Below are 22963 nucleotides of genomic sequence, written 5' to 3'. Positions count from 1 at the left end.
AAGATTCCCGTTCCGCTTCCGTGAAGCGAAGAATTCCGGCCAACTGGCCTTCGTGGAACGGAGGATGAGGCCGGGCGGCATGCGCCACATGCTGGGACGCAATCTCCCGTAATGGAGGGACAACTAGGGACGTCCCTTTCGCGTCACGGCTGAAAAGTGCTCGGATGCGTCTTCGAGTTGCTCGTGAGTCGGTAGTAGGCTCGCGCCGTTTGTTGACGCACATGTGTGCCCCTGGCCCATGCAACGGCCTCAGGGGGCCGATCTAGGGGAGGCCATGCGCTTTCGCGGGAAGTCCATCCGCCGGAAGATCGTGGCACTGCTGCTCGTGCCGTTGGTTTCCCTGACCGCGATCTGGGGTTTCGCCACCGTCATCACCGGCCGCGAGGCGGTCAGACTGATCGACACCGCCAACGTCGTCGACAAGATCGGCTACCCGATCGAGGACACGGTCCGCGTCGTCCAGCAGGAGCGCCGCCAGACCGCCGTCTACCTCGCCGACCCGCGCGCCTCCGACGCCATGGCCGCGCTGCGCCGCAGCCGCTCCGCGACCGACGACGTGATCTCCAAGGTCCGCTCGAACGCCGCGGATTCGAACGTTCGCGGAAGCATCGACGGCGGCTCGCGCAAGCGTCTGACCGCGCTCGTCGAGGCGCTGGACGGCATCGAGTCGCTGCGCCGCAGCGTCGAAGAGGGCACGATCGGCCGCGTCGGCGCCGTGAAGATGTACACCAAGCTGATCGACCCCTGCTTCGAACTGCTCAACAGCCTCAACGGCTTCGCCGGTCTCGACGACGTGAGCTTCGACCAGCAGGGCCGCGCGCTCGTCGGCATCTCACGCGCGCGTGAACTGCTGTCCCGCGAGGACGCGATGATCGGCTCGGCGCTCGTCGCGCGGCGGATCACCGGCGCCGAGCTCCGGCAGATCGCCGAGATCCGCGCGCAGCGCACCCTCCTGTACGAGGTGAACCTCGCGCAGCTCCCCGAGGAGGAGCGCGGCGGCTACGAGCGCTACTGGAACGGCGCCGAGACCGCCCAGCTCCGCAAGGCGGAGAAGGACATCGTCGAGTCCTCGCCCGGCACCCCGCGCGCGGTGACCTCCTCGCACTGGGACGGCGCCGCGGGCAGGGTCCTCAAGGACCTCTCCGAGCGCGACATCGAGGCGAGCGACCGCTTCCGGGAACGCGTCGAGCCCGAGGCCTTCGACGTGATCCTGCGCGTGATCCTCGCCGGTGTGCTCGGCCTGCTCGCCCTGCTGCTCTCGCTCTTCATGTCCGTACGCATCGGCCGCGGTCTCATCAAGGACCTGCGCCGCCTGCGGCTGGAGGCCCACGAGGCGTCCGGCGTCCGGCTGCCGGGCGTGCTGCGCCGCCTGGCGGCCGGGGAGCAGGTGGACGTGGAGACCGAGGCGCCCCGCCTCACGTACGGCAAGGACGAGATCGGGCAGGTCGGGCTGGCCCTCAACACCCTGCAGCGCGCCGCAGTCGAGGCCACCGTGAAACAGGCCGACCTGCGCCGCGGCGTCTCCGAGGTGTTCGTCAACCTCGCCCGCCGCAGCCAGGTCCTGCTGCACAAGCAGCTCACCCTCCTGGACACCATGGAGCGCAGGACCGAGGACACCGACGAGCTCGCCGACCTCTTCCGCCTCGACCACCTCACCACTCGCATGCGGCGGCACGCCGAGGGCCTCGTGATCCTCTCCGGCGCCGCCCCGTCGCGGCAGTGGCGCAAGCCCGTCCAGCTCATGGACGTCGTCCGCGCCGCCGTCGCCGAGGTCGAGGACTACGAACGCATCGAGGTCCGCCGTCTGCCCCGCATCGCGGTCACCGGACCCGCCGTCGCCGACCTCACGCACCTGCTGGCCGAACTCCTGGAGAACGCCACGGTGTTCTCGCCTCCGCACACCGCGGTGCAGGTCCTCGGCGAGCACGTCGCGAACGGCTTCACCCTGGAGATCCACGACCGGGGCCTCGGCATGGCCCCCGACGCACTCCTGGACGCCAACCTGCGGCTCGCGGAGACCCCCGAGTTCGAGCTGTCCGACACCGACCGGCTCGGTCTGTTCGTGGTCAGCCGGCTCGCGCAGCGCCAGCGCGTCCGCGTCTCGCTGCAGCCCTCTCCGTACGGCGGCACGACCGCTGTCGTCTTCATCCCGGAGGCGCTGCTCACGGACGACGTGCCCGACACCGGGGGCGTCGGCTTCCGGCTCGACCGGCCGCAGTCCAAGGGGCCCGCGGTGAGCACCGACAAGGCGGCCGACCGCACGGCGGCCCTCTCCCAGGTGCCCGTCCAGCTGCCCGGCCTGCCCGCCTCCGTCCTCGACGGCCCCGTCGAGCTGGAGGCGCCGGTCGGCATGGCGGACCTCGACGCCTTCCCCGGCGCGCTCGACGACGAGGACAGCGAGCGCGGCGGCCTCTTCCGCCCGCGCCGCCGGATCGCGGGCACGCCCGGCGAGCAGCACCAGCAGGCCCGCGACGACCGCGAGGCGGGCCGCGCGGAACCGACCCGCCGGGACGCGGGCCCGGCCCGCGTCGACGACGAGCCCGCCGAGGACGACCACTCCGCGGGCCCCGTCCCGCTGCCACGCCGCAGGACCCCGAAGCTGGTCAGCTCGCACGGCCGCCCGGTCACGCACGGCAGGCCGCAGGACAGCCGCACGCACGACAGCCGTGCACAAGACGGGCGCGCACAAGACGCGCGTGCACAGGACAGTCGTACACAGGACGGCCGGAGCCAGGACAGTCGTACGCAGGGCAGCCGCAGCCAGGACAGCAGATTCCCCGAAAGCAGGTTCCTAGGAGGCAGGCTCCCGGAGAGCAGGTCTTCGGAGAGCGGTCTTTCGGACAGCAGGTCTCCGGAGAGCAGCCTTACGGACACCAGTCTTACGGACAGCAGGCCCCTGGACCCGGCGGCCGAGGACGAGGTCCCGCAGCCCCTGCGGTCCCGGACCGAATGGCCCGATCTCGCCCCACCGCACCGGGACGTCACGGCCGTCGACGACGCGCCGCCGGAGCTGCCCCGCCGCAGCCGCCGCACCACCACCCAGGACCGGGCCGAGACCAGGCCCCGCCCCGCACCGGCCCCCGTCGCGGACAGCGATCGGGACCGGAGCCCCACCACCACGACCGCCCCGGGCGGACTGCCCCGCCGTGTCCGGCAGGCCAGCCTCGCCCCGCAGTTGAAGGACGGCCCCGACCGCCGCTCCGACCGCGCCGGGACCCGGCCGGAGGAGCGCGACGCGGAAGAGGTACGCAGCCGCATGGCCTCGCTGCAGCGGGGCTGGCAGCGCGGCCGCGACGAGAACGCCGCGGGCGACGACGCCACGAACGGCACAGCACCAGGAACGACATCTGAGGGGGACGGTCGATGACCGCACCGAAGGCCGACGCACGCACCACCACGACCGGCGGACGGGGAGAGCTGAACTGGCTCCTCGACGACCTGGTGCAGCGCGTCGCCAGCATCCGCAAGGCGCTCGTGCTCTCGGGAGACGGCCTGCCGACCGGCGTGTCCAAGAACCTGACCAGGGAGGACAGCGAGCACCTCGCCGCCGTCGCCTCCGGGTTCCACAGCCTCGCCAAGGGCGTGGGCCGCCACTTCGAGGCGGGCAGGGTCCGCCAGACCGTGGTCGAGCTCGACGACGCGTTCCTCTTCGTCACGGCCGCGGGCGACGGCAGCTGTCTCGCCGTCCTGTCGGACGCGGACTCCGACGTCGGCCTGGTGGCGTACGAAATGACGCTGCTGGTCAAGAGGGTGGGTGTGCATCTGGGTACGGCGCCGCGCACGGACCTGCCCGCCGGGGGGTAGTGGGAGGTCATGAGCGACGACGGTCGAGGGACGCAGAGAGCAGAGGCCGGGCAGGGGATATCGGGGGCGCAGGAGGCGCCCCACTGGTTCGACGACGACGCCGGTCCAGTGGTGCGTCCGTACGCCATGACGCGCGGCCGCACCACGAGCGTCGGCCAGCACCGCCTCGACCTCATCGCGGTCGTCATCGCGGAGGCCCGCGCCCACGGAGTGCCGGAGGCCGACCAGACGCTGTCTCCGGAGCACGTGGACATCGTCGAACTCTGCCGTGACACGCCCCAGTCGGTCGCCGAACTGGCGGCCGAACTCGACCTGCCCATCGGCGTGGTCCGCGTACTCATCGGTGATCTCGTGGACGACGAACTGGTGCACGTGACCCGCCCCGTACCCCCCGCCGAGCTGCCGGACGAGAGTATTCTGCGCGACGTGATCAACGGCCTCCGGGCGCTCTGAACAGCGCGGAAGCGGGAGTGAGAACGTGACTGGCTGGCAGTTCTGGGTCGACAGGGGCGGCACCTTCACCGACATCGTCGCGCGGCACCCGGACGGTCGGCTCCGCACGCACAAGCTCCTCTCCGACAACCCGGCCCGGTACCGCGACGCGGCGGTCGCGGGAATCCGTGAACTCCTCGCCGCCGGCGGGACCGAAAGCGAGGCCGACGGCGACACCGGCAGCGGGGCCGACGGCGGCGCGAATACGGTCGATGCCGTCCGCATGGGCACCACCGTCGCCACCAACGCCCTCCTGGAGCGCAAGGGCGAACCCACGGCCCTGGTCGTCACCCGCGGCTTCCGCGACGCCCTGCGCATCGCCTACCAGAACCGCCCGCAGATCTTCGCCCGCGAGATCGTGCTCCCCGAACTCCTCTACGACCGCGTCATCGAGGTCGACGAGCGTGTCACCGCCGACGGCGACGTCCTGTGCCCACCCGATCTGCAGGGCCTTGAAGGGCCGTTGAGGCAGGCGTACGACGACGGCATCCGCTCCGTGGCGGTCGTCTGCATGCACAGCCACCTGTACCCCGCCCACGAGCGGGCCATCGGTGACCTCGCCGTCCGCACCGGCTTCCCCCAGGTCTCGCTCTCCAGCGAGGTCAGCCCCCTGATGAAGCTCGTCCCACGCGGTGACACCGCGGTCGTCGACGCGTACCTCTCACCGGTCCTGCGCCGCTACGTCCAGCACGTCGCCGACGAACTCCACGGCGTGCGCCTGATGTTCATGCAGTCGAACGGCGGTCTCGCCGAGGCCGGCCAGTTCCGCGGCAAGGACGCGATCCTGTCCGGTCCCGCGGGCGGCATCGTGGGCATGGCCCGCATGTCGCGCCTGGCCGGCTTCGACCGCGTCATCGGCTTCGACATGGGCGGCACGTCGACGGACGTGTCGCACTACGCGGGCGAGTACGAGAGGGTCTTCACCACGCGGATCGCCGGGGTCAGGCTGCGCGCCCCGATGCTCGACATCCACACCGTCGCCGCGGGCGGCGGCTCCGTGCTCCACTTCGACGGCAGCCGCTACCGCGTGGGCCCCGACTCGGCGGGCGCCGACCCCGGCCCCGCGAGCTACCGGGGCGGCGGACCGCTCACCGTCACCGACGCCAACGTCGCCCTGGGGCGCGTCCAACCCGACCACTTCCCACGGGTGTTCGGCCCGGACGGTGACCAGCCCCTGGACGACGCACTCGTCCGCGAGCGCTTCGCCGAGCTGGCCCGCGAGATCCGTGAGGCGACCGGCGACGACCGCACGCCCGATCAGGTCGCCGAGGGATATCTGCGGATCGCGGTGGCCAACATCGCGGGCGCGATCAAGCGCATCTCGGTCCAGAAGGGCCACGACGTCACACGCTACGCCCTGACCACGTTCGGCGGCGCGGGCGGCCAGCACGCGTGCATGGTCGCCGACTCGCTCGGGATCCGTACCGTCCTGGTGCCTCCGATGGCCGGTGTGCTCTCCGCCCTGGGCATCGGTCTCGCCGACACCACGGCGATGCGCGAGCAGTCGGTGGAAGCGCCCCTGGAGGCGTCGTCGATGCCCCATGTCCTCAAGACCGCCGACGACCTGGAGAGCGCCGCCCGCGACGAACTCCTCGCCGAGGACGTGCCCGCCGACCGCATCCGCGTCACCCGCCGCGCCCAACTGCGCTACGACGGCACGGACACCGCCCTGACCGTGGAGCTCACGGACCCGGACGCCATGACCCGCGCCTTCGAGGACCGCCACCGCGCCACCTACTCCTTCACGCTGGACCGGCCCGTCGTCGTCGAGGCCCTCTCCGTGGAGGCCACCGGGCTCACCGAACAGCCGGACCTGTCGGCCCTCACGGGCACGGCGACACCGGGCACCGCGCGGTGCGTGCGCCTGCACACCGGTGGCGCCTGGCACGACGTACTCCTGCACCGTCGTGAGGAGTTGCCGCCCGGCGAGACCGTCACCGGACCGGCGATCATCACCGAGGCCAGTGCCACGACGGTCGTGGACGACGGCTGGCGGGCGACGACGACGGAGGCGGGGCATCTGGTCATGGAACGCGTCGCGGCGCCGGAGAGTTCCACCGCGGGCACCGCCGCCGACCCCGTCCTCCTGGAGGTCTTCAACAACCTCTTCATGTCCATCGCCGAACAGATGGGCGCCCGCCTGGAGTCCACGGCCCAGTCGGTGAACATCAAGGAGCGGCTCGACTTCTCCTGCGCGCTGTTCGACCCCGACGGCAACCTCGTCGCCAACGCCCCGCACATCCCCGTGCACTTGGGCTCCATGGGCACCAGCGTGAAGGAGGTGATCGAGCGCCGCGGCAGCACCATGCGCCCCGGGGACACCTACGCCGTCAACGACCCCTACCACGGCGGCACCCACCTCCCCGACGTCACCGTCATCACCCCGGTCTTCGACAGGCCGGGGGAGCACGGCACTTCACCGGAAGAGGACAGCACTACACCAGGGGAGCACGGCACTTCAGGGGCGCGGATCCTCTTCTACGTCGCCTCGCGCGGCCACCACGCCGAGATCGGCGGCATCGCCCCCGGCTCCATGCCGGCGGACAGCCGCACCATCGAGGAGGAGGGCATCCTCTTCGACAACTGGCTCCTCGTGGAAGAGGGCCGATTCCGCGAGGCCGAGACCCGGAGCCTGCTCACCGACGCGCCGTACCCCTCGCGCAACCCGGACACCAACCTCGCCGACCTGCGCGCGCAGATCGCCGCCAACCAGAAGGGCGTCGACGAAGTCGCCCGGATGATCGACACCTTCGGCCTCGACGTCGTCCAGGCGTACATGAAGCACGTCCAGGACAACGCCGAAGAATCCGTACGCCGGGTCATCGACGTCCTTGAAGAGGGCGAGTTCGCATATCCAACCGACTCGGGCGCAACGATCCACGTCCGCGTCACCGTCGACCGCGAAGAACGCTCCGCGACCGTCGACTTCAGCGGTACGTCGCCCCAGCTCGACACGAACTTCAACGCACCCTTCGCGGTGGTCAACGCCGCGGTCCTGTACGTCTTCCGCACCCTCGTCGACGACGACATCCCCCTCAACGACGGCTGCCTGCGTCCGCTGCGCATCATCGTGCCGCCCGGCTCCCTGCTCGCCCCCGAGCCGCCCGCGGCGGTCGTCGCGGGCAACGTGGAGACCTCGCAGGCCATCACGGGCGCGCTCTACGCCGCCCTGCGCGTGCAGGCCGAGGGATCGGGGACGATGAACAACGTCACCTTCGGCAACGACCGCCACCAGTACTACGAGACGGTGGCCTCCGGCTCCGGGGCGGGCGACGGCTTCGACGGAGCGCCCGTCGTACAGACCCACATGACCAACTCGCGGCTCACCGACCCCGAAGTCCTGGAGTGGCGGCTGCCCGTCCTCCTCGAGGAGTTCGCGGTCCGGCCGGGCAGCGGCGGCAGCGGGAGGTGGCGCGGCGGGGACGGGGCCGTGCGCCGCATCCGCTTCCGCGAGCCGATGACGGTCTCCACCCTGTCGCAGCACCGCAGGGTCGCGCCGTACGGCATGGCGGGCGGCGCCCCCGGCGCGCTCGGCGCGGGCCGCGTGGAACGCGCGGACGGCGGCGTCCTGGAGCTCGGCGGCAGCGACTCGGCCGACCTGGGCCCCGGCGACGTACTCGTGATCGAAACCCCCGGCGGCGGCGGATACGGACCGGCCCCGCGCGCCACCACCGACCTAGTCACTGACGCAGTCACCGATGCAGGAGAAGTGAGCGATGATCTTCAGGCGTTCTGAGCGCGGCAAGGCCCCCGTCGAGCCGGTGACGCTGAAGATCCTGGTGGCGGGCGGCTTCGGCGTCGGCAAGACGACGCTGGTCGGCGCGGTCAGCGAGATCAAGCCGCTGCGCACCGAGGAGACCCTCAGCGAGGCGGGCCGCCCCATCGACGACACCAGCGGCGTCGCGGGCAAGCACACCACCACGGTGGCCATGGACTTCGGCCGCATCACGCTCCGCGAGGACCTCGTCCTGTACCTCTTCGGCACACCTGGGCAGGACCGCTTCTGGTTCCTCTGGGACGAGCTGGCCACCGGTGCGCTGGGCGCCGTGGTCCTCGCCGACACCCGCCGCCTGGAGGACTGCTTCGCCGCCGTCGACTACTTCGAGCGGCGCTCCATACCCTTCGTCGTCGGCGTCAACTGCTTCGAGGGCGCGGACCGTTACCCCGCCGACGCCGTGCGCCAGGCGCTCGACCTCGACGCGCAGGTGCCCGTCGTCCTGTGCGACGCGCGGGACCGCGAGTCCGTCAAGGAGGTCCTCATCGACGTCGTCGAGCACGCGATGACGGCCGCGGCCGCCACGAGGGAGCCCGCGACCACCTAGCCGGCACGGTCCGCCGACCACCTAGCCGGCACGGTCCGCCGGGCCGCGCAAGGACCTACGGCCCGCACCCCCGCCGACCGGGGTACGGGCCGCAGCTCGGCTCGGCTCAGCCCTCTCCGTCCTCCAGCCAGCCGAAGCTCCGTTCCACCGCCTTGTGCCAGTTGTGGAACTCCCTCTCGCGCGTCTGCGCGTCCATCTGCGGCGACCACTCGACGTCCTGCTGCCAGTGCGCCTTGAGCTCGTCGAGGTCGTTCCACACGCCCGTCGCGAGCCCGGCCGCGTACGCCGCGCCCAGACAGGTCGTCTCGGAGACCTTCGGACGGATCACCGGCACCCCGAGGACGTCCGCCTGGTGCTGCATCAGGAGGTTGTTCTTGGTCATGCCGCCGTCCACCTTGAGGGTGGTGATCCGCACTCCTGAGTCCTGGTACATGGCGTCGACGACCTCACGCGTCTGCCAGCTGGTCGCCTCCAGGACCGCGCGCGCCAGGTGCCCCTTGGTGACGTACCGGGTCAGTCCGGTGACGACGCCGCGCGCGTCGGAGCGCCAGTAGGGGGCGAAGAGACCGGAGAACGCGGGCACGATGTACGCGCCGCCGTTGTCGTCCACGCTCGCCGCGAGCGACTCGATCTCGTCGGCGCTGCGGATGATGCCCAGTTGGTCGCGGAACCACTGCACCAGGGCGCCGGTGATCGCGATGGACCCCTCCAGGCAGTACACGGGCGCCTCGGAGCCGATCTTGTAGCCCATCGTGGTGAGCAGCCCGCTCTTCGAAGGGACGGGCCGGTTACCGGTGTTGAGCAGCAGGAAGCTGCCCGTGCCGTACGTGTTCTTCGCGGTCCCCGTGTCGTAGCAGGCCTGCCCGAAGACGGCCGCCTGCTGGTCGCCGAGCGCGGAGGCGACGGGCACTCCGGAGAGCTGCCCCACGGCCGTTCCGTACACCTCGGCCGACGACCTGATCTCCGGCAGGACCGCTTCGGGGACGTTCATCGCCGACAGGATCGACCGGTCCCACTGGAGCGTCTCCAGGTTCATCAGCATGGTGCGGCCCGCGTTGGTGACGTCGGTGACGTGCTTGCCGCCGTCGGTGCCGCCCGTGAGGTTCCAGATGAGCCAGGAGTCGATGGTGCCGAAGGCGATCTCGCCGCGCTCGGCGCGGGCCCGCAGCCCCGGCACGTTGTCGAGCAGCCAGGCCGCCTTGGGCCCGGAGAAGTAGCTCGCGAGGGGCAGCCCGGTCTGCTCGCGGAAGCGGTCCTGGCCGTCCGCGCCGCCCAGTTCGTTGCAGAGCGCCGATGTGCGGGTGTCCTGCCAGACGATGGCGTTGTGCACGGGCTTGCCCGTGGCGCGGTCCCACAGGACCGTGGTCTCCCGCTGGTTGGTGATGCCCAGCGCGCTGAGCTGGTCGGCGCGGAGCCCGGCCTTGGCGATCGCCCCCGCGACCACCGCCTGCACCTTCGACCAGATCTCGGTGGCGTCGTGCTCCACCCAGCCGGGCTTGGGGAAGATCTGGCGGTGTTCGCGCTGGTCCACGGCGACGATCGCGCCGTCCTGGTTGAAGATGATGCAGCGGCTCGACGTGGTGCCCTGGTCGATGGCGGCGACGAATTTCTCGGAGCTGTCCGGCATGGCTACCCCTTGACGAGAAGACTCGGGTCGATGCGCAGACTCAGAAGGCTGCGTTGTAGATGAGCCCCGCGAGGGCTCCGCCGATCAGCGGTCCGGCCACCGGAATCCACGCGTAGCTCCAGTCGGACGTGCCCTTGTTGGGGATCGGCAGGAACGTGTGCACGATGCGCGGACCGAGGTCGCGCGCGGGGTTGATCGCGTAGCCCGTGGGCCCACCGAGCGAGAGACCGATGCCGACGACCAGGAAGGCCACGATCAGCGTCTGCGTGCCGGACTCGCCGAGCCCCTTGGTGAGGCCGAAGGCGAGGATCGGCAGCACCAGCGCGACGGTCGCGATGACCTCGGTGACGAGGTTGGCGACCGGGTTCCGGATCTCCGGGATGGTGGAGAAGATGCCGAGCGTCGGCGTCGGCTGGTGCACGCCTTCGGAGTCGCCCTTCGCGCCCCGCGTGACGTTCGCGTTGAACTGCGCGAGATACACGAGGTACGCGAGGACGGCGCCGAGCATCGCGCCGACCATCTGCCCGAGCAGGTAGACCCAGACCTTGTCCCACTTCTCGGTGTCGATGGCGATGCCGAGCGTGACGGCGGGGTTCAGGTGGCCGCCGGAGAGCGGCCCCGCGGTGTAGGCGCCCGCGAGCACGCCGAAGCCCCACCCGAAGGCGATGACGACCCACCCGGAGGCCTTCGCCTTCGAATGGCTGAGCGTGACGGCGGCGCACACACCGGCGCCGAGCAGAATCAGAATCGCCGTGCCGATGACCTCACCGACGAAGATGTCCCCATTCGAGTACATGGCGGCTCCTAGGCCTTCGCCCGAGGCGGTGCGCCCCGGTACTCCGTGAAGGGTGCGTTTCCCACGACTACTGCCTGGATACGCCCGGCTGAATCAGCCGGAGGCAGGGAGTCTCCCGCGCCCCGCCCGGCGTCCATGACGAGCGTGCCGTCGCAGTCGCGTCGCCCTGGGGGATGACCCGGTGAGCAGGCCCTTTGTACGTGACCCTTCGCGCGCAGAGGTTCTGAACGCCGTGGAGCCGAGGTACGGCGACGCCGACTGACACCCGGAAGTGTTCACCGATGGTGATGGAGCGTCAAGGTCGCGGACGGCAACGGTTAACCGGTGGGAGCGCTTCCCTTCGGAGGACCGGGCAGCAACTCTCCGGAGCGCCGCGCGGGAACTCAGCGGACCGCGACGACCGAGGACCCGTGCCCGAACAGCCCCTGGTTCGCGGTGATCCCCACCCGCGCCCCCTCGATCTGCCGCGCCCCCGCCGTCCCCCTCAACTGCCAGGTGAGCTCGCAGACTTGAGCGATGGCCTGAGCGGGCACGGCCTCTCCGAAGGAGGCGAGGCCGCCACTGGTGTTGACCGGTATGCGCCCGCCCGGGGCGGTCGCCCCTTCGCGCAGCAGCTTGGCGCCCTCGCCCTCGCCGCAGAGCCCCAGGTCCTCGTACCACTGCAACTCCAGGGCGGTGGACAGGTCGTAGACCTCCGCGAGGGACAGGTCCTCGGGGCCGATGCCCGCTTCTTCGTACGCCGCTCGCGCGATGGACGCGCGGTACGTCCCGTCGGCGGGGTCCACGGCCGCGGCCGAGTCCGTGGCGATGTCCGGCAGGTCGAGTGCCGTCCTCGGATAGGTCGGCGTGACCGTGGACACCGCGCGGACGCGCACCGGATCCGCCGCTCCGTGGCGCCGCGCGAACTCCATGCTGGAGAGGACCAGGGCCGCGGCCCCGTCCGAGGTGGCGCAGATGTCGAGGAGCCGCAGCGGATCGGCCACGACGGCCGACGCGGCGACCTCGTCGGCGGTGACGGCCTTGCGGTAGCGCGCGTGCGCGTTGAGGGCGCCCGACGCGGCGTTCTTCACCTTGACCTGGGCGAAGTCCTCCAGGGTGTCGCCGTGGACGGCCATCCTGCGGCGGGCGTAGAGGCCGAAGTACGCGGGGTTGGTCGCGCCGAGGACGCGGAACCGCAGCCAGTCGGGGTCATCGGGCCGGTCGCCGCCGGCAGGCCGGAAGAACCCCTTGGGCGCCGCGTCGGCGCCGACCACCAGGACCACGTCGGCCATGCCGGCCAGGATCTGCGTACGCGCCGCACTGATGGCCTGGGCGCCGGACGCGCACGCCGCGTACACGCTCGCGACCCGGGCGCCCTGCCAGCCGAGCGCCTTGGCGAACGTCGCCCCGGCCACGTAACCGGGGTAGCCGCCCCGCACGGTGTCCGCGCCGACGATCGAGCCCACGTCACGCCAGTCGACCCCGGCGTCCGCGAGCGCCGCGCGCGCCGCCACCACTCCGTACTCGACGAATCCGCGTCCCCACTTGCCCCAGGGGTGCATGCCCGCGCCGAGCACCGCCACCTCGCCGTTCACGCGCCCACCCCCACCGGCTGCCAGTGCCATGTCGTCCACGTCGTCTCGTCGTCCTCGTTGAGCACGCCGGGGACGACCTCCACCTCCATGCCGACCTCCAGATCGGCGACGGAGACCCCCGAAGCCGCCTGGCCGAGCACCACCATGCGCTCCGCCGCCAGCTCCACAGCGATCAACGTGTAGGGCTCCCAGGGAAGTTCCGGGTCGGAGACGTAGGGCGCGGGCGGCCGGTACCGGCCGTCGGTGTACGACCAGACGCGCCCGCGCCGCGACAGGGGCACCTCGACGAGCTCACCGCCCCCGCAGCCGGGGTTGCGGCAGAAGCCGTCCTCACGTGGGAAGAAGACGGCGGCACACGCGGAACAGCGCGTGCCCAGAAGCCGGAAGTCCTCACCCTCCCCGGCGAACCAGTTGGCCACTACGGGCGTGCGCGCACGCGACAAGGCTCCTCCAGGCACTGGATCTGACGGAACGTCAGAAGTGTGCCACGGGCAACCGTGTTTCGGCAGGGGGAGGGCCAGGAGAGAGCGCGGCGCCCGCAGGTGAACCGGATGGCCCACTTTCGCGTCCGAGTACCGGAGAGAGCGTCCGGGGTCGACGGGGGTGGTCCCGGACGCTCTCCGCCGCACGCGGCGCTACCCGCCCTGGAGCGACCTGCGCGACACGGGGAAGTCGAAGTACGTGTCGGGGAACAGCTCGGGCTTGTACGTGAAGTGCCACCACTCCTCGGGGAGGTTGACGAAGCCCTCCTTGGCGAGCGCGTTCCGCAGCAGATCGCGGTTGATCCGCTGCTTGCCCGTGACCCGGGGGTCGTCCGTGTGCGACAGCGTGTCGAAACAGTCGAACCCCGTACCCATGTCCACCGAGTTGTCGGGGAAACGCTCGTCCTTGGGCCCATGGCACGGCGTGAGCGGCTCCCCGGGGACGTACGGCCGGGTCGGCACGGCCGGCAGCCGCACCACCGTCAGATCCACCGTCGAACCGCGGCTGTGCCCTGACTTCTCCGCGATGTACCCGTCCGCGAACAGGCGCGACTTGTCGACACGGGGATAGAACTCCGCCTTCATGCGCTCATTGCCCAGGTCCTCGGCCCAGCGCACGAAGTGGTCGACGGCCCGCTGCGGCCGGTAACAGTCGTACACCTTCAGGGAGTAGCCCTTGCGCAGCAGCTTGCGCTGAGCCTTGTGCAACGCCTCGGCTGCGGGCTCGGTGAGAATGCACATCGGCTTCCTGTAGCCGTCGACGCGCTCACCCACGAAGTTGTGCGCAGTGAAGTAGCGCATCTCCTGGATGATCGTCGGGTCGACGTCCCGCAGCGCCACGAACTCCTCGGGAGCCTTCGGCTCGGGCTTCGCGTGCGCGGGGGAGGGGGCGGCGGCCACGGCCAGCAGGGCGGCGGCGCCGACGGCGAGATTCCGCAGGGCGGGGAGAAGTCCTGTCATGCTCCCTGCGTCTACCAGGATCACCGCCACCCGGGAAAGACCGACGCGGCAGGGATCGGATACAGTCCGCGGCGTGTCCGCATCCCCACATCCCGTCAACTCCGTTCCAGGCTCCCACTGTTCGAGCTGCGGAGTGTCCTACGAAGACCAGCCCTCCGGCTGGCCCCGCACCTGCGCCGCCTGCGGCGCCGTGGCCTACCGCAATCCGCTCCCCGTCGCGGTCGCCCTCCAGCCCGTGTACGACACACAGGGCACCGGACTGGTCGTCGTGACCCGCACCATCGCCCCCGCGCGCGGGGGCATCGCCCTGCCCGGAGGGTTCATCGACGACAGGGAGGACTGGCGCGACGCGGTCGTGCGTGAGCTCAAGGAGGAGACGGGCATCGGCGCGCACAGCCGCGACATCCGCCTGGCCGACGCCATGAGCGCACCCGACGGCTACCTCCTGATCTTCGGCCTCCTGCCCGAACGCCCGGCCGCGGACCTGCCGGTCTCCGCGCCGACGGACGAGACCGAGGGCTGGCACCTGCTGCGCCGCCCCGACGACCTCGCCTTCCCGCTGCACACGCTGGCGGCACGCGCGTGGTTCGAGGGCCGCTACTGACCCCCGGCCGTCGCGCAGGCCCCCTCGCACCGCCCCCTAGCCGCCGAGCCCCCTCACCCGCACCGGACGCCCCGGTGCGGGCCCGTCCTCGCCGCCGTCCCGCTCGACGACCACACTCCCCTCGCTCCACCGCGTCGTGAACCGCTCGAGCGCGGCCTCCTCCCACCCGTCACCCGCGTCCGGGACCACGAGCCCCCCACCCGTCCGCCCCTCGGCAGGCGCCCACGCCTCCAACTCCAGGCCGCCGTCCTGCCCCCTGACGGGCACCACCGCACCCGCCCGCGCAAGCACGGGGATACGTGACAACGGAGCGTCCAACAGCACCTGCCCGCCCCCTTCGTACGCCTTCCCGGTCGCCGTGTCGTACCACCGCCCCCGCGGCAGCCGCACCGACCGCCGCACCACACCCCGCTCCAGGACCGGCGCCACCAACAAGGAGTCCCCGAGCAGAAACGCGTCCTCGCAGTCCCGCAGACCCCGGTCCTCCGGGCTGCCCCACCACAGGGGCCGCACATAAGGGGCCCCCGTACGCCGCGCGAGATGGGCCAGCGTCACGAAGTACGGCAGCAGCCGCCTGCGCTCGACGAGCGCCACACGCGCGTGCTCCAACACCTCGGCACCGAACTCCCAGGGCTCGCGCCGCCCCGCCTCGATCGCCGCGTGCGTACGGAACAGCGGGAGATACGCCCCCAGTTGGAACCACCGCAGATACAGCTCCGGCGAGGGACTGCCGTCGAACCCGCCCACATCGGGACCCGAGTACGGCACACCGCACAACCCGAGCCCCAGCACCAGCGACAGCGACGCGCGCAACCCGGGCCAGCCCGTGGACACATCGCCGGACCACGTTCCTCCGTAGCGCTGCATCCCCACCCACCCGGAACGCGAGAACAAGAAGGGACGCTCTTCGGGGTGCAGTTCACACAGACCCTCGTACCCGGCACGGGCCATCGCAAGGCCGTACACGTTGTGCGCCTCCCGATGGTCGCCACCGCGCCCCTCCAAGGAGTGCCTCGCCGAACGCGGAAGCGTCGCCTCACCGAACGCGGCGAACGACACCGGCTCGTTCATGTCGTGCCAGAAACCCGCGAACCCCTGGTCGAGACGCTCCTCGTAGAGTCGGCCCCACCACTCCCGCGCGCGTGGGTCGGTGAAATCCGGATACACCGCCTCCCCGGGCCATACGACACCCCGCACCGCCCGCCCCGCACCGTCCCGCACGAACGCGCCGACCGCGGTCCCGCTGTCGTACAGCTCGACACCCGGCTCGGCCTTCACCGCGGGATCGACGATCGAGACGAGCCGGATGCCGTCCCTGCGCAACTCGTCCGCGAACTGCGGCAGTTTGGGGAAGCGCTCCTTGTCGACGGTGAACACCTGATGAGCTTCGTAGTGATCGATGTCCAGGTGTACGGCGTCCAGCGGCAGCCCATGCTCCTGATACCCCGCGACGATCCGCCGCACCTCCTGCTCACTGCCGAAGCCCCACCGCGCGTGATGGTGCCCAAGGGCCCACGACGGCGGCAGCGCCGGAGGCCCGGTGAGCGACGCCCAGGTGTGCAGCACGCGCGCGGGAGTACCGACCATCGCCCAGCAGCGCAGCGGCCCGCCGTCCATCCGCACCTCGCACGACCCGGTCCGGTCATGCCCGGACCCGGCACCCTCCTCGCCCTCGTGCACATGGACCGAGCCCTCCCACGAGTTGTCGTGGAAGACCAGATGCGCACCCGCGTCGGCCACCACCATCTGCACCGGCATGGTGATGTACAGCGGATCGTCCCCCGGCCCGAAGGAACCACCCGGATCGGTGTTCCACAGCCGGTACGTCCCGTTCCGCAGCCGCGGCCCGCCGGCCCGGCCCCCCAGCCCGAAGAACCGCGCGTCCGCCGCCACCTCCGACCGCTGCACCCAACGCGCCGCGCCGCCCTCGGCCGGCTCCCACCAGCGCGGCGGCAGATCGCGCCGCAGCATCACGCCGCCGGGCGTACGCAGCTCGACGGCCCCGTGCCGCGAGACGACGACCGTCGCCCGCTCCGACACCACCCGCCAGCCGCCCTCCTTGTCGGGCTCGAGGACGGCCCGCGGATCCGGCTCGGGACTCCGGCACGGCAGCGCGTACGACGGCTCGGGCTCGGCACCGTCCCAGCCCCAGAAGACGGCCCCAGCGGTGGTCACCCGCACCCGCAGCTCGGAACGGGCGAACCGCACGACACCACCACCGGGACCCGGCTCCACGGCCGTCACCGCCCCGGGCACCCGCGCCCGCTCGGCACCCCGAGGGGCGAGCCCCGCCGCGTCCGTCCGCCACCTGCGCCACGACGAGCGCACCGTGCGCAACCCCCGCGCCGTGCCGACCATGCCGACCGCCTTCACCGAACGCACCAGGTCACGACCGTTCATGCTGCTCACCCTGCCACCGAAGAAGCCGTGTGTGTGGTTCGTTCAACTGCCGTTCACCTGGGGTGACGGCACATAGCCCCACGACCGACTGTGTGGGGCACACCCTGGTGCGGAAGTCGATCACGTGGCATCGTCCCCTTCAGCCGTGTTCACGCGCACACCCAGCACGTGCGCACCTCACACGCATACGACGCGTACAGTCCGGGAGCCGCCCCATGACGTCCTCAGCGAACCCTGCGCCGCTCTGGCAGCCGAGCCCGGAGAGGATCGCCGACGCCCAGGTCACCAGGTTCCAGGCCTGGGCCGCCGAGCACCACGGGGCCCCGGCCGACGGTGGCTACGAAGCGCTGCACCGCTGGTCGGTCGCCGAGCTCGACACGTTCTGGAAGGCCGTCACCGAGTGGTTCGACGTCCGGTTCTCGACCCCCTACGCGCGCGTGCTGGGCGAGCGGACCATGCCGGGCGCCGAGTGGTTCCCCGGATCGACCCTCAACTACGCCGAGCACGCCCTGCGCGCCGCCGACGACCCCGCGCGCGCGGACACCCCCGCGCTCCTCCACGTCGACGAGAGCCACGACCCGCAGCCCGTCACCTGGGCCGAGCTGCGTCGCCAAGTGGGCTCCCTGGCAGCGGAACTGCGCACCCTGGGCGTCCGCCCCGGAGACCGCGTCAGCGGCTACCTGCCGAACATCCCGCAGGCCGTCGTCGCCCTCCTGGCCAGCGCCGCGGTCGGCGCCGTGTGGACCTCCTGCGCCCCCGACTTCGGAGCCCGCAGCGTCCTGGACCGCTTCCAGCAGGTCGAGCCGGTCGTCCTGTTCACCGTCGACGGCTACCGCTACGGCGGCAAGGAGCACGACCGCCGCGACACCGTCGCCGAGCTCCGCTCCGAACTGCCCAGCCTCCGCGCGGTCGTCCACATCCCGCTGCTCGGCACCGCAGCCCCCGAAGGCGCCCTGGAGTGGGCGGCCCTGACCTCCGCCGACGTGGCCCCCACCTTCGAACAGGTCCCCTTCGACCACCCCTTGTGGGTGCTCTACTCGTCGGGCACCACCGGCCTGCCCAAGGCGATCGTCCAGTCCCAGGGCGGCATCCTCGTCGAGCACCTCAAGCAGCTCGGCCTGCACTGCGACCTGGGCCCCGACGACCGCTTCTTCTGGTACACGTCGACCGGCTGGATGATGTGGAACTTCCTCGTCTCCGGCCTCCTGACGGGCACCACGATCGTCCTGTACGACGGCAGTCCCGGCCACCCCGACACCGGCGCCCAGTGGCGCATCGCCGAACGCACCGGAGCCACCCTCTTCGGCACCTCGGCCGCGTACGTCATGGCCTGCCGCAAGGCGGACGTCCACCCGGCCCGCGACTTCGACCTCTCCAAGGTCACGTGCGTCGCCACGACCGGCTCCCCACTGCCCCCCGACGGCTTCCGCTGGCTGCACGACGAGTTCGCCGACACCCCGGGCGGCCTGTGGACCGCATCGGTCAGCGGCGGCACGGACGTCTGCTCCTGCTTCGCGGGCGCCGTCCCGACCCTGCCCGTCCACATCGGCGAGCTCCAGGCCCCCTGCCTGGGCACCGACCTCCAGTCCTGGGACCCGCAGGGCAAGCCGCTGACCGACGAGGTCGGCGAACTGGTCGTCACCAACCCCATGCCGTCCATGCCCATCCACTTCTGGAACGACCCGGACGGCACCCGCTACCACGACAGCTACTTCGACACCTACCCCGGCGTCTGGCGGCACGGCGACTGGATCACCCTCACCTCGCGTGGCTCGGTGGTCATCCACGGCCGCTCCGACTCCACGCTCAACCGCCAGGGTGTCCGCATGGGCTCCGCCGACATCTACGAAGCGGTGGAACGCCTCCCGGAGATCCGCGAGTCCCTCGTCATCGGCGTCGAACAGCCCGACGGCGGCTACTGGATGCCGCTCTTCGTCCACCTCGCCGAGGGCGCCGCACTCGACGACGCCCTGCGCGACCGCATCAAGCACACCATCCGCGAACAGCTCTCACCCCGTCACGTCCCCGACGAGGTCATCGAGGTCCCCGGCATCCCGCACACCCTTACCGGCAAGCGCATCGAGGTCCCCGTCAAGCGCCTCCTCCAAGGCACCGCCCTGGACAAGGCGGTCAATCCGGGCTCGGTCGACAACCTCGACCTCCTCAGGTTCTACGAGGACCTGGCCCGCAAGCGACCCTGACCCCGGCGTCCCCTCGCAGCTCAGCGGACGTTGTCAGTGCCTCTCGTTACGGTGAGTGAGCATTGATCGACCGAATGCAGGGGGAACCATGGCGCACAGCCGACACGACACGATGCGACGCGCCCTGCGCCGCGAAGTCGCCGGAACCATCGGCCTGTTGGCCGACGAGGAGGACTTCGCGGCGATGCGCCGCTACCGCACCTTTACCTTCGACGACCACGAGACCTATCTCCAGCAGGTCGAGACCCTGCTCAGAAGCCTCGCCTCCCAGGGCGGGCACACCACCGTCGCCCTCTTCGACCCCGAGGAGTTCGAGGAGTACTGCGCGGAGGCGGGCCTCGACCCGGACACCCCCGCCAGCCGCACCCGCTTCACCTCCGAACTCGCGGCAGACGGCCCCACCATTCCGTACGAGGGCCAGCCCCTCACCGACCTCCTCCCCGACCTCGTCGACGAGGCGGTCAGGCAGGCCACGTGGGAGTACGCGACGATGGTGCTCGCCCGCGCCGGCACCTGCGCGACCTGCGGCGAGGACATCGGCCGAGCCGCGTTCACCCGGGCGTCGGAGCTGATCGCCAAGGCCCTCGACCCCTCCGGCCCGGGCACCCGGCACCTGGTGTGCAGCGTGCCCTCGGAAACGGAGACCCTCCTCGCCGCACTCCATGTCGAGATCGAGGCCGACGGCCGGGCCCGACTGGACGAGACCGAGGCCCTGGAGTTCGCCTCGGTCCTCGCCGTCGGCATCGCGACCCACAGCGCGGCGGGCATGGTGCTGCGCGCCGCCGCCGACGGCACCCGCGACCGCGTCCACGGCTGGCGCATGAACGGCGGACGACTCCAACCCCTGACCGCGGCCGAGGTCTTCGACGCGTACTGCACCGACGCCATCTCGGGAGAGCTCGTCGCCCCCGAATCCGGCGTCGACTACTGCACGGCACCCGACCTCGAACCCGGCGAGCCCGAAGGCGGACACACGCACTGAACGCCCGAGGGGCGCCCCACCAGCTGGTGGAGCGCCCCTCGGAAACAGCGGGTGGGCCGATTACTCGCCCGAAAGCACCGCCTGCGCGGCCTTGCGGGCCTCCTCGGCGGTGTCCGCGGCACGCGCCGCCGACGCGGCACGCTCGCACTGCGCCAGCGTGTACTTGCCGAGCGTCGCACGCACGTAGGGAATGGACGCCGCACCCATGGACAGGGAGGTGACACCCAGACCGGTCAGCACGCACGCGAGCAGCGGGTCGGACGCGGCCTCACCGCACACGCCACAGCTCTTGCCCTCGGCCTTCGCCGCCTCCGCGGAGAGCGCGACCAGGTCGAGCAGCGCGGGCTGCCACGGGTCCTGCAGCCGGGACACGGCCCCCACCTGACGGTCGGCGGCGAACGCGTACTGCGCCAGGTCGTTGGTGCCCAGCGACAGGAACTCGACCTCCTGAAGGATCGAGCGCGCCCGCAGAGCGGCCGACGGAATCTCGACCATCGCGCCGAACTTGGCCTGCAGCCCCGCCTCGCGGCACGCGTCGGCGAACGCCTTGGCGTCGGTGCGGTCCGCGACCATCGGTGCCATGACCTCGAGGTAGACGGGCAGCCCCTCGGCGGCCTTGGCCAGCGCGGTCAGCTGCGTCCGGAGCACCTCGGGGTGATCGAGCAGCGACCGCAGACCACGCACACCAAGGGCCGGGTTCGGCTCGTCGGCCGGCGTCAGGAAGTCGAGCGGTTTGTCCGCACCGGCGTCCAGCACACGCACGACGACACGGCCCTCGGGGAAGGCCTCGAGCACCTTGCGGTACGCCTCGACCTGCTTCTCCTCGGACGGCGCCTTGGTGCTGTCGTCCAGGAAGAGGAACTCGGTACGGAACAGACCGACACCCTCGGCACCCGCCTCGACGGCGGCCGGGACATCGGCGGGACCGCCGACGTTGGCGAGCAGCGGCACCTTGTGCCCGTCGGACGTCGCGCCCGGACCGGTCGACGCGGCGAGCGCGGCCTTGCGCTCGGCGGCGGCGGCCTCGAGCTGCTCCCGCTTCTCGGCGCTCGGGTCGACGAAGATCTCACCGGTGCTGCCGTCGACGGCGACGACCGTGCCCTCGGCGAGCTCACCGGCACCCGGCAGCGCGACGACGGCCGGCACCCCGAGCGCACGCGCGAGGATCGCGCTGTGGCTGGTGGGCCCGCCCTCTTCGGTGACGAAGCCGAGCACCAGCGCCGGGTCGAGCAGCGCGGTGTCCGCGGGCGCGAGATCACGCGCGATCAGTACGTACGGCTGGTCACTGTCGGGCACACCGGGCATCGGAACGCCGAGCAGCCGCGCGACGATGCGGTTCCGCACGTCGTCGAGGTCCGCCACACGACCGGCCATGTACTCACCGGCACCGGCCAGAAGTTCGCGGTAGTGGGAGAACGCGTCGTACACGGCACGCTCGGCCGTGCTGCCGACCGTCACGCGCCGATCGACGTCGGACATGAGCTCCGGGTCCTGGGCGATCATGGCCTGCGCCTCGAGCACCGCCTGGGCCTCGCCACCGGCCAGATTGCCGCGCGCAATCAGGTCGGCCGCCACAGCTTCCACGGCCTGGCGAGCGCGCCCCTGTTCGCGCTCGGCCTCCTCCGCGGGAATCTGCTTCGCCGGCGGCTCGAGAACCGCCGTGCCCATGTGCCGAACCTCGCCGATCGCCACACCGTGGCTCACACCGACGCCTCGCAGCGTTGTCTCCATTTCACCCGTCTCCGATAGTGCGACGGGCCCAGCCGCCGCGGTGGTTGAACTACCTGCCGTCAGCGACGGCGATGACGTCACTTCCAGCTGAAGAGAGCGTCGCCGGCCTTCACGTCGCCGCCCTCGACGAGGTCGGAGAGGGACTCGGCCGTGGCCTCGAGGGCCACGATCGGGCACACCGGGGACTTGCCGGCGGCCTCGACGGCGGCGGGGTCCCAGCGCACCACGGCCTGGCCGCGCTGTACGGTGTCGCCCTTGTTGACGAGCAGCTCGAAGCCCTCGCCATTGAGCTGAACGGTGTCGATGCCGAGGTGCGTCAGCACGCCGTGACCCTGATCGTCGACCACCACGAACGCGTGGGGGTGAAGGGAGACGACGATGCCGTCCACGGGAGAGACGGCCTCGGAAGCCTCGCGCACGGGGTCGATGGCCGTGCCGGGCCCGACCATCGCGCCCGAGAACACGGGATCCGGTACAGCAGAGAGCCCAATGGCACGTCCTGCAAGCGGGGACGAAACACTCGTCATGGCAAGCCTCCCAGGGGGTGGAGATTCATGGCCGCCGTCACTACCTGTCCTGGACGGCGCACTGTTCAGAAGGGTAAGTCATAAGAAGTCCCGGTTCCGCACGAGAGGTCCCGGTTGGCAGACGTAGAGGCAGAGCACAAACGATTTGCGCCTGCCCCGGACCGGATGTACAGTCGGACTCCTGCCTGAGGCCGTGGGACGCGGTAACAGCGTCCGGTCTCGGCGGCATCCTTCACATCAGATCCTATCCCTGGGTCCGGTTCCGCATGCCTGCGGTGACCGTGGTCAGAGAGACGAATGAGATCTGATAAAGTCGGAACCGCCGGAAAGGGGAACGGGAAGGCCGAAAGGCCGGACCGGGAACCGGAAAGGCACCGAGGAAATCGGACACGAAAGAGTCTGATAGAGTCGGAAACGCAAGAACAAAAGAAACACCGAAGGGAAGCGCCCGGAGGAAAGCC

General features: G+C 71.2%; 16 protein-coding genes. 8 read left to right on the top strand and 8 right to left on the bottom strand.

Features of this window, described 5'->3' with window-relative positions; all coding sequences use genetic code 11:
* Positions 1 to 274: 274 nt before the first annotated feature.
* Genes ACZ4D5_RS40555 through ACZ4D5_RS40535 form a run of 5 tightly spaced genes read left to right on the top strand, consistent with a single transcriptional unit; the run spans position 275 to position 8618 of the window.
* Positions 275 to 3367, top strand: a complete 3093-nt coding sequence (locus ACZ4D5_RS40555; protein WP_467777525.1) for a sensor histidine kinase — start codon at positions 275 to 277, stop codon at positions 3365 to 3367.
* A complete protein-coding gene (locus ACZ4D5_RS40550; RefSeq protein ID WP_467777524.1) occupies positions 3364 to 3804 on the top strand; it encodes a roadblock/LC7 domain-containing protein in 441 nt (146 codons plus the stop codon). Before ACZ4D5_RS40555 ends, ACZ4D5_RS40550 begins: the two co-directional genes overlap by 4 nt.
* A 9-nt stretch (positions 3805 to 3813) precedes the next feature.
* The gene (locus ACZ4D5_RS40545) at positions 3814 to 4257 is read left to right on the top strand and encodes a DUF742 domain-containing protein (protein WP_467777523.1); all 444 of its coding nucleotides are present in this window, start codon (positions 3814 to 3816) and stop codon (positions 4255 to 4257) included.
* 25 nt (positions 4258 to 4282) lie between these two features.
* The gene (locus ACZ4D5_RS40540; RefSeq protein ID WP_467777522.1) at positions 4283 to 8032 is read left to right on the top strand and encodes a hydantoinase B/oxoprolinase family protein; all 3750 of its coding nucleotides are present in this window, start codon (positions 4283 to 4285) and stop codon (positions 8030 to 8032) included.
* The gene (locus ACZ4D5_RS40535) at positions 8013 to 8618 is read left to right on the top strand and encodes a GTP-binding protein (RefSeq protein ID WP_467777521.1); all 606 of its coding nucleotides are present in this window, start codon (positions 8013 to 8015) and stop codon (positions 8616 to 8618) included. The genes ACZ4D5_RS40540 and ACZ4D5_RS40535 overlap by 20 nt, the downstream gene beginning before the upstream one ends.
* A 106-nt stretch (positions 8619 to 8724) precedes the next feature.
* On the opposite strand, the gene glpK is transcribed toward ACZ4D5_RS40535, so the two are convergent.
* The 5 genes from glpK to ACZ4D5_RS40510 form a co-directional block, all read right to left on the bottom strand.
* Positions 8725 to 10245, bottom strand: coding sequence for a glycerol kinase GlpK (gene glpK, locus ACZ4D5_RS40530; protein ID WP_467777520.1), 1521 nt, complete (start codon positions 10243 to 10245; stop codon positions 8725 to 8727).
* Positions 10246 to 10285: 40 nt separating this feature from the next.
* Positions 10286 to 11041 (bottom strand): MIP/aquaporin family protein, encoded by a 756-nt coding sequence (locus ACZ4D5_RS40525; protein WP_467777519.1) that lies wholly within the window; start codon positions 11039 to 11041, stop codon positions 10286 to 10288.
* Positions 11042 to 11424: 383 nt separating this feature from the next.
* Complete coding sequence (locus ACZ4D5_RS40520; protein ID WP_467777518.1) at positions 11425 to 12615, bottom strand: lipid-transfer protein; 1191 nt, start codon at positions 12613 to 12615, stop codon at positions 11425 to 11427.
* Complete coding sequence (locus tag ACZ4D5_RS40515) at positions 12612 to 13058, bottom strand: Zn-ribbon domain-containing OB-fold protein (RefSeq protein WP_467777517.1); 447 nt, start codon at positions 13056 to 13058, stop codon at positions 12612 to 12614. The genes ACZ4D5_RS40520 and ACZ4D5_RS40515 overlap by 4 nt, the downstream gene beginning before the upstream one ends.
* A 192-nt stretch (positions 13059 to 13250) precedes the next feature.
* Positions 13251 to 14057, bottom strand: a complete 807-nt coding sequence (locus ACZ4D5_RS40510; RefSeq protein ID WP_467777516.1) for a M15 family metallopeptidase — start codon at positions 14055 to 14057, stop codon at positions 13251 to 13253.
* Positions 14058 to 14130: 73 nt separating this feature from the next.
* Here ACZ4D5_RS40510 and ACZ4D5_RS40505 point away from each other — a divergent pair, with 73 nt between their 5' ends.
* Complete coding sequence (locus ACZ4D5_RS40505; RefSeq protein WP_467777515.1) at positions 14131 to 14661, top strand: NUDIX domain-containing protein; 531 nt, start codon at positions 14131 to 14133, stop codon at positions 14659 to 14661.
* 36 nt (positions 14662 to 14697) lie between these two features.
* Here ACZ4D5_RS40505 and ACZ4D5_RS40500 read toward each other — a convergent pair whose 3' ends face one another.
* Positions 14698 to 17061, bottom strand: a complete 2364-nt coding sequence (locus ACZ4D5_RS40500; protein ID WP_467777514.1) for a glycoside hydrolase family 31 protein — start codon at positions 17059 to 17061, stop codon at positions 14698 to 14700.
* Between the two features lie 215 nt (positions 17062 to 17276).
* Here ACZ4D5_RS40500 and ACZ4D5_RS40495 point away from each other — a divergent pair, with 215 nt between their 5' ends.
* Together ACZ4D5_RS40495 and ACZ4D5_RS40490 are read left to right on the top strand one after the other, a co-directional pair.
* Positions 17277 to 19262 (top strand): acetoacetate--CoA ligase, encoded by a 1986-nt coding sequence (locus tag ACZ4D5_RS40495; RefSeq protein WP_467777513.1) that lies wholly within the window; start codon positions 17277 to 17279, stop codon positions 19260 to 19262.
* 88 nt (positions 19263 to 19350) lie between these two features.
* Positions 19351 to 20244, top strand: coding sequence for a hypothetical protein (locus tag ACZ4D5_RS40490; protein WP_467777512.1), 894 nt, complete (start codon positions 19351 to 19353; stop codon positions 20242 to 20244).
* Positions 20245 to 20304: 60 nt separating this feature from the next.
* Here ACZ4D5_RS40490 and ptsP read toward each other — a convergent pair whose 3' ends face one another.
* Together ptsP and ACZ4D5_RS40480 are read right to left on the bottom strand one after the other, a co-directional pair.
* Complete coding sequence (gene ptsP, locus ACZ4D5_RS40485; protein ID WP_362328190.1) at positions 20305 to 21975, bottom strand: phosphoenolpyruvate--protein phosphotransferase; 1671 nt, start codon at positions 21973 to 21975, stop codon at positions 20305 to 20307.
* A 77-nt stretch (positions 21976 to 22052) separates the two neighbouring features.
* Positions 22053 to 22502, bottom strand: a complete 450-nt coding sequence (locus ACZ4D5_RS40480) for a PTS sugar transporter subunit IIA (protein ID WP_467777511.1) — start codon at positions 22500 to 22502, stop codon at positions 22053 to 22055.
* Positions 22503 to 22963 lie beyond the last annotated feature (461 nt).

This window comes from Streptomyces sp. NPDC025651, assembly GCF_055558735.1.
The sequence above is the reverse complement of the archived record's forward strand: the minus strand, read 5'-3'. Positions and strand labels throughout refer to the sequence as shown.

What these genes read in the sequence shown, in the direction of transcription:
- ACZ4D5_RS40555 (WP_467777525.1), top strand. Translation starts at nt 275, where the DNA reads ATGCGCTTTCGCGGGAAGTCCATCCGCCGGAAGATCGTGGCACTGCTG.
- ACZ4D5_RS40550 (WP_467777524.1), top strand. Translation starts at nt 3,364, where the DNA reads ATGACCGCACCGAAGGCCGACGCACGCACCACCACGACCGGCGGACGG.
- ACZ4D5_RS40545 (WP_467777523.1), top strand. Translation starts at nt 3,814, where the DNA reads ATGAGCGACGACGGTCGAGGGACGCAGAGAGCAGAGGCCGGGCAGGGG.
- ACZ4D5_RS40535 (WP_467777521.1), top strand. Translation starts at nt 8,013, where the DNA reads ATGATCTTCAGGCGTTCTGAGCGCGGCAAGGCCCCCGTCGAGCCGGTG.
- glpK (WP_467777520.1), bottom strand. Translation starts at nt 10,245, where the DNA reads ATGCCGGACAGCTCCGAGAAATTCGTCGCCGCCATCGACCAGGGCACC.
- ACZ4D5_RS40525 (WP_467777519.1), bottom strand. Translation starts at nt 11,041, where the DNA reads ATGTACTCGAATGGGGACATCTTCGTCGGTGAGGTCATCGGCACGGCG.
- ACZ4D5_RS40510 (WP_467777516.1), bottom strand. Translation starts at nt 14,057, where the DNA reads ATGACAGGACTTCTCCCCGCCCTGCGGAATCTCGCCGTCGGCGCCGCC.
- ACZ4D5_RS40500 (WP_467777514.1), bottom strand. Translation starts at nt 17,061, where the DNA reads ATGAACGGTCGTGACCTGGTGCGTTCGGTGAAGGCGGTCGGCATGGTC.
- ACZ4D5_RS40495 (WP_467777513.1), top strand. Translation starts at nt 17,277, where the DNA reads ATGACGTCCTCAGCGAACCCTGCGCCGCTCTGGCAGCCGAGCCCGGAG.
- ACZ4D5_RS40490 (WP_467777512.1), top strand. Translation starts at nt 19,351, where the DNA reads ATGGCGCACAGCCGACACGACACGATGCGACGCGCCCTGCGCCGCGAA.
- ptsP (WP_362328190.1), bottom strand. Translation starts at nt 21,975, where the DNA reads ATGGAGACAACGCTGCGAGGCGTCGGTGTGAGCCACGGTGTGGCGATC.
- ACZ4D5_RS40480 (WP_467777511.1), bottom strand. Translation starts at nt 22,502, where the DNA reads ATGACGAGTGTTTCGTCCCCGCTTGCAGGACGTGCCATTGGGCTCTCT.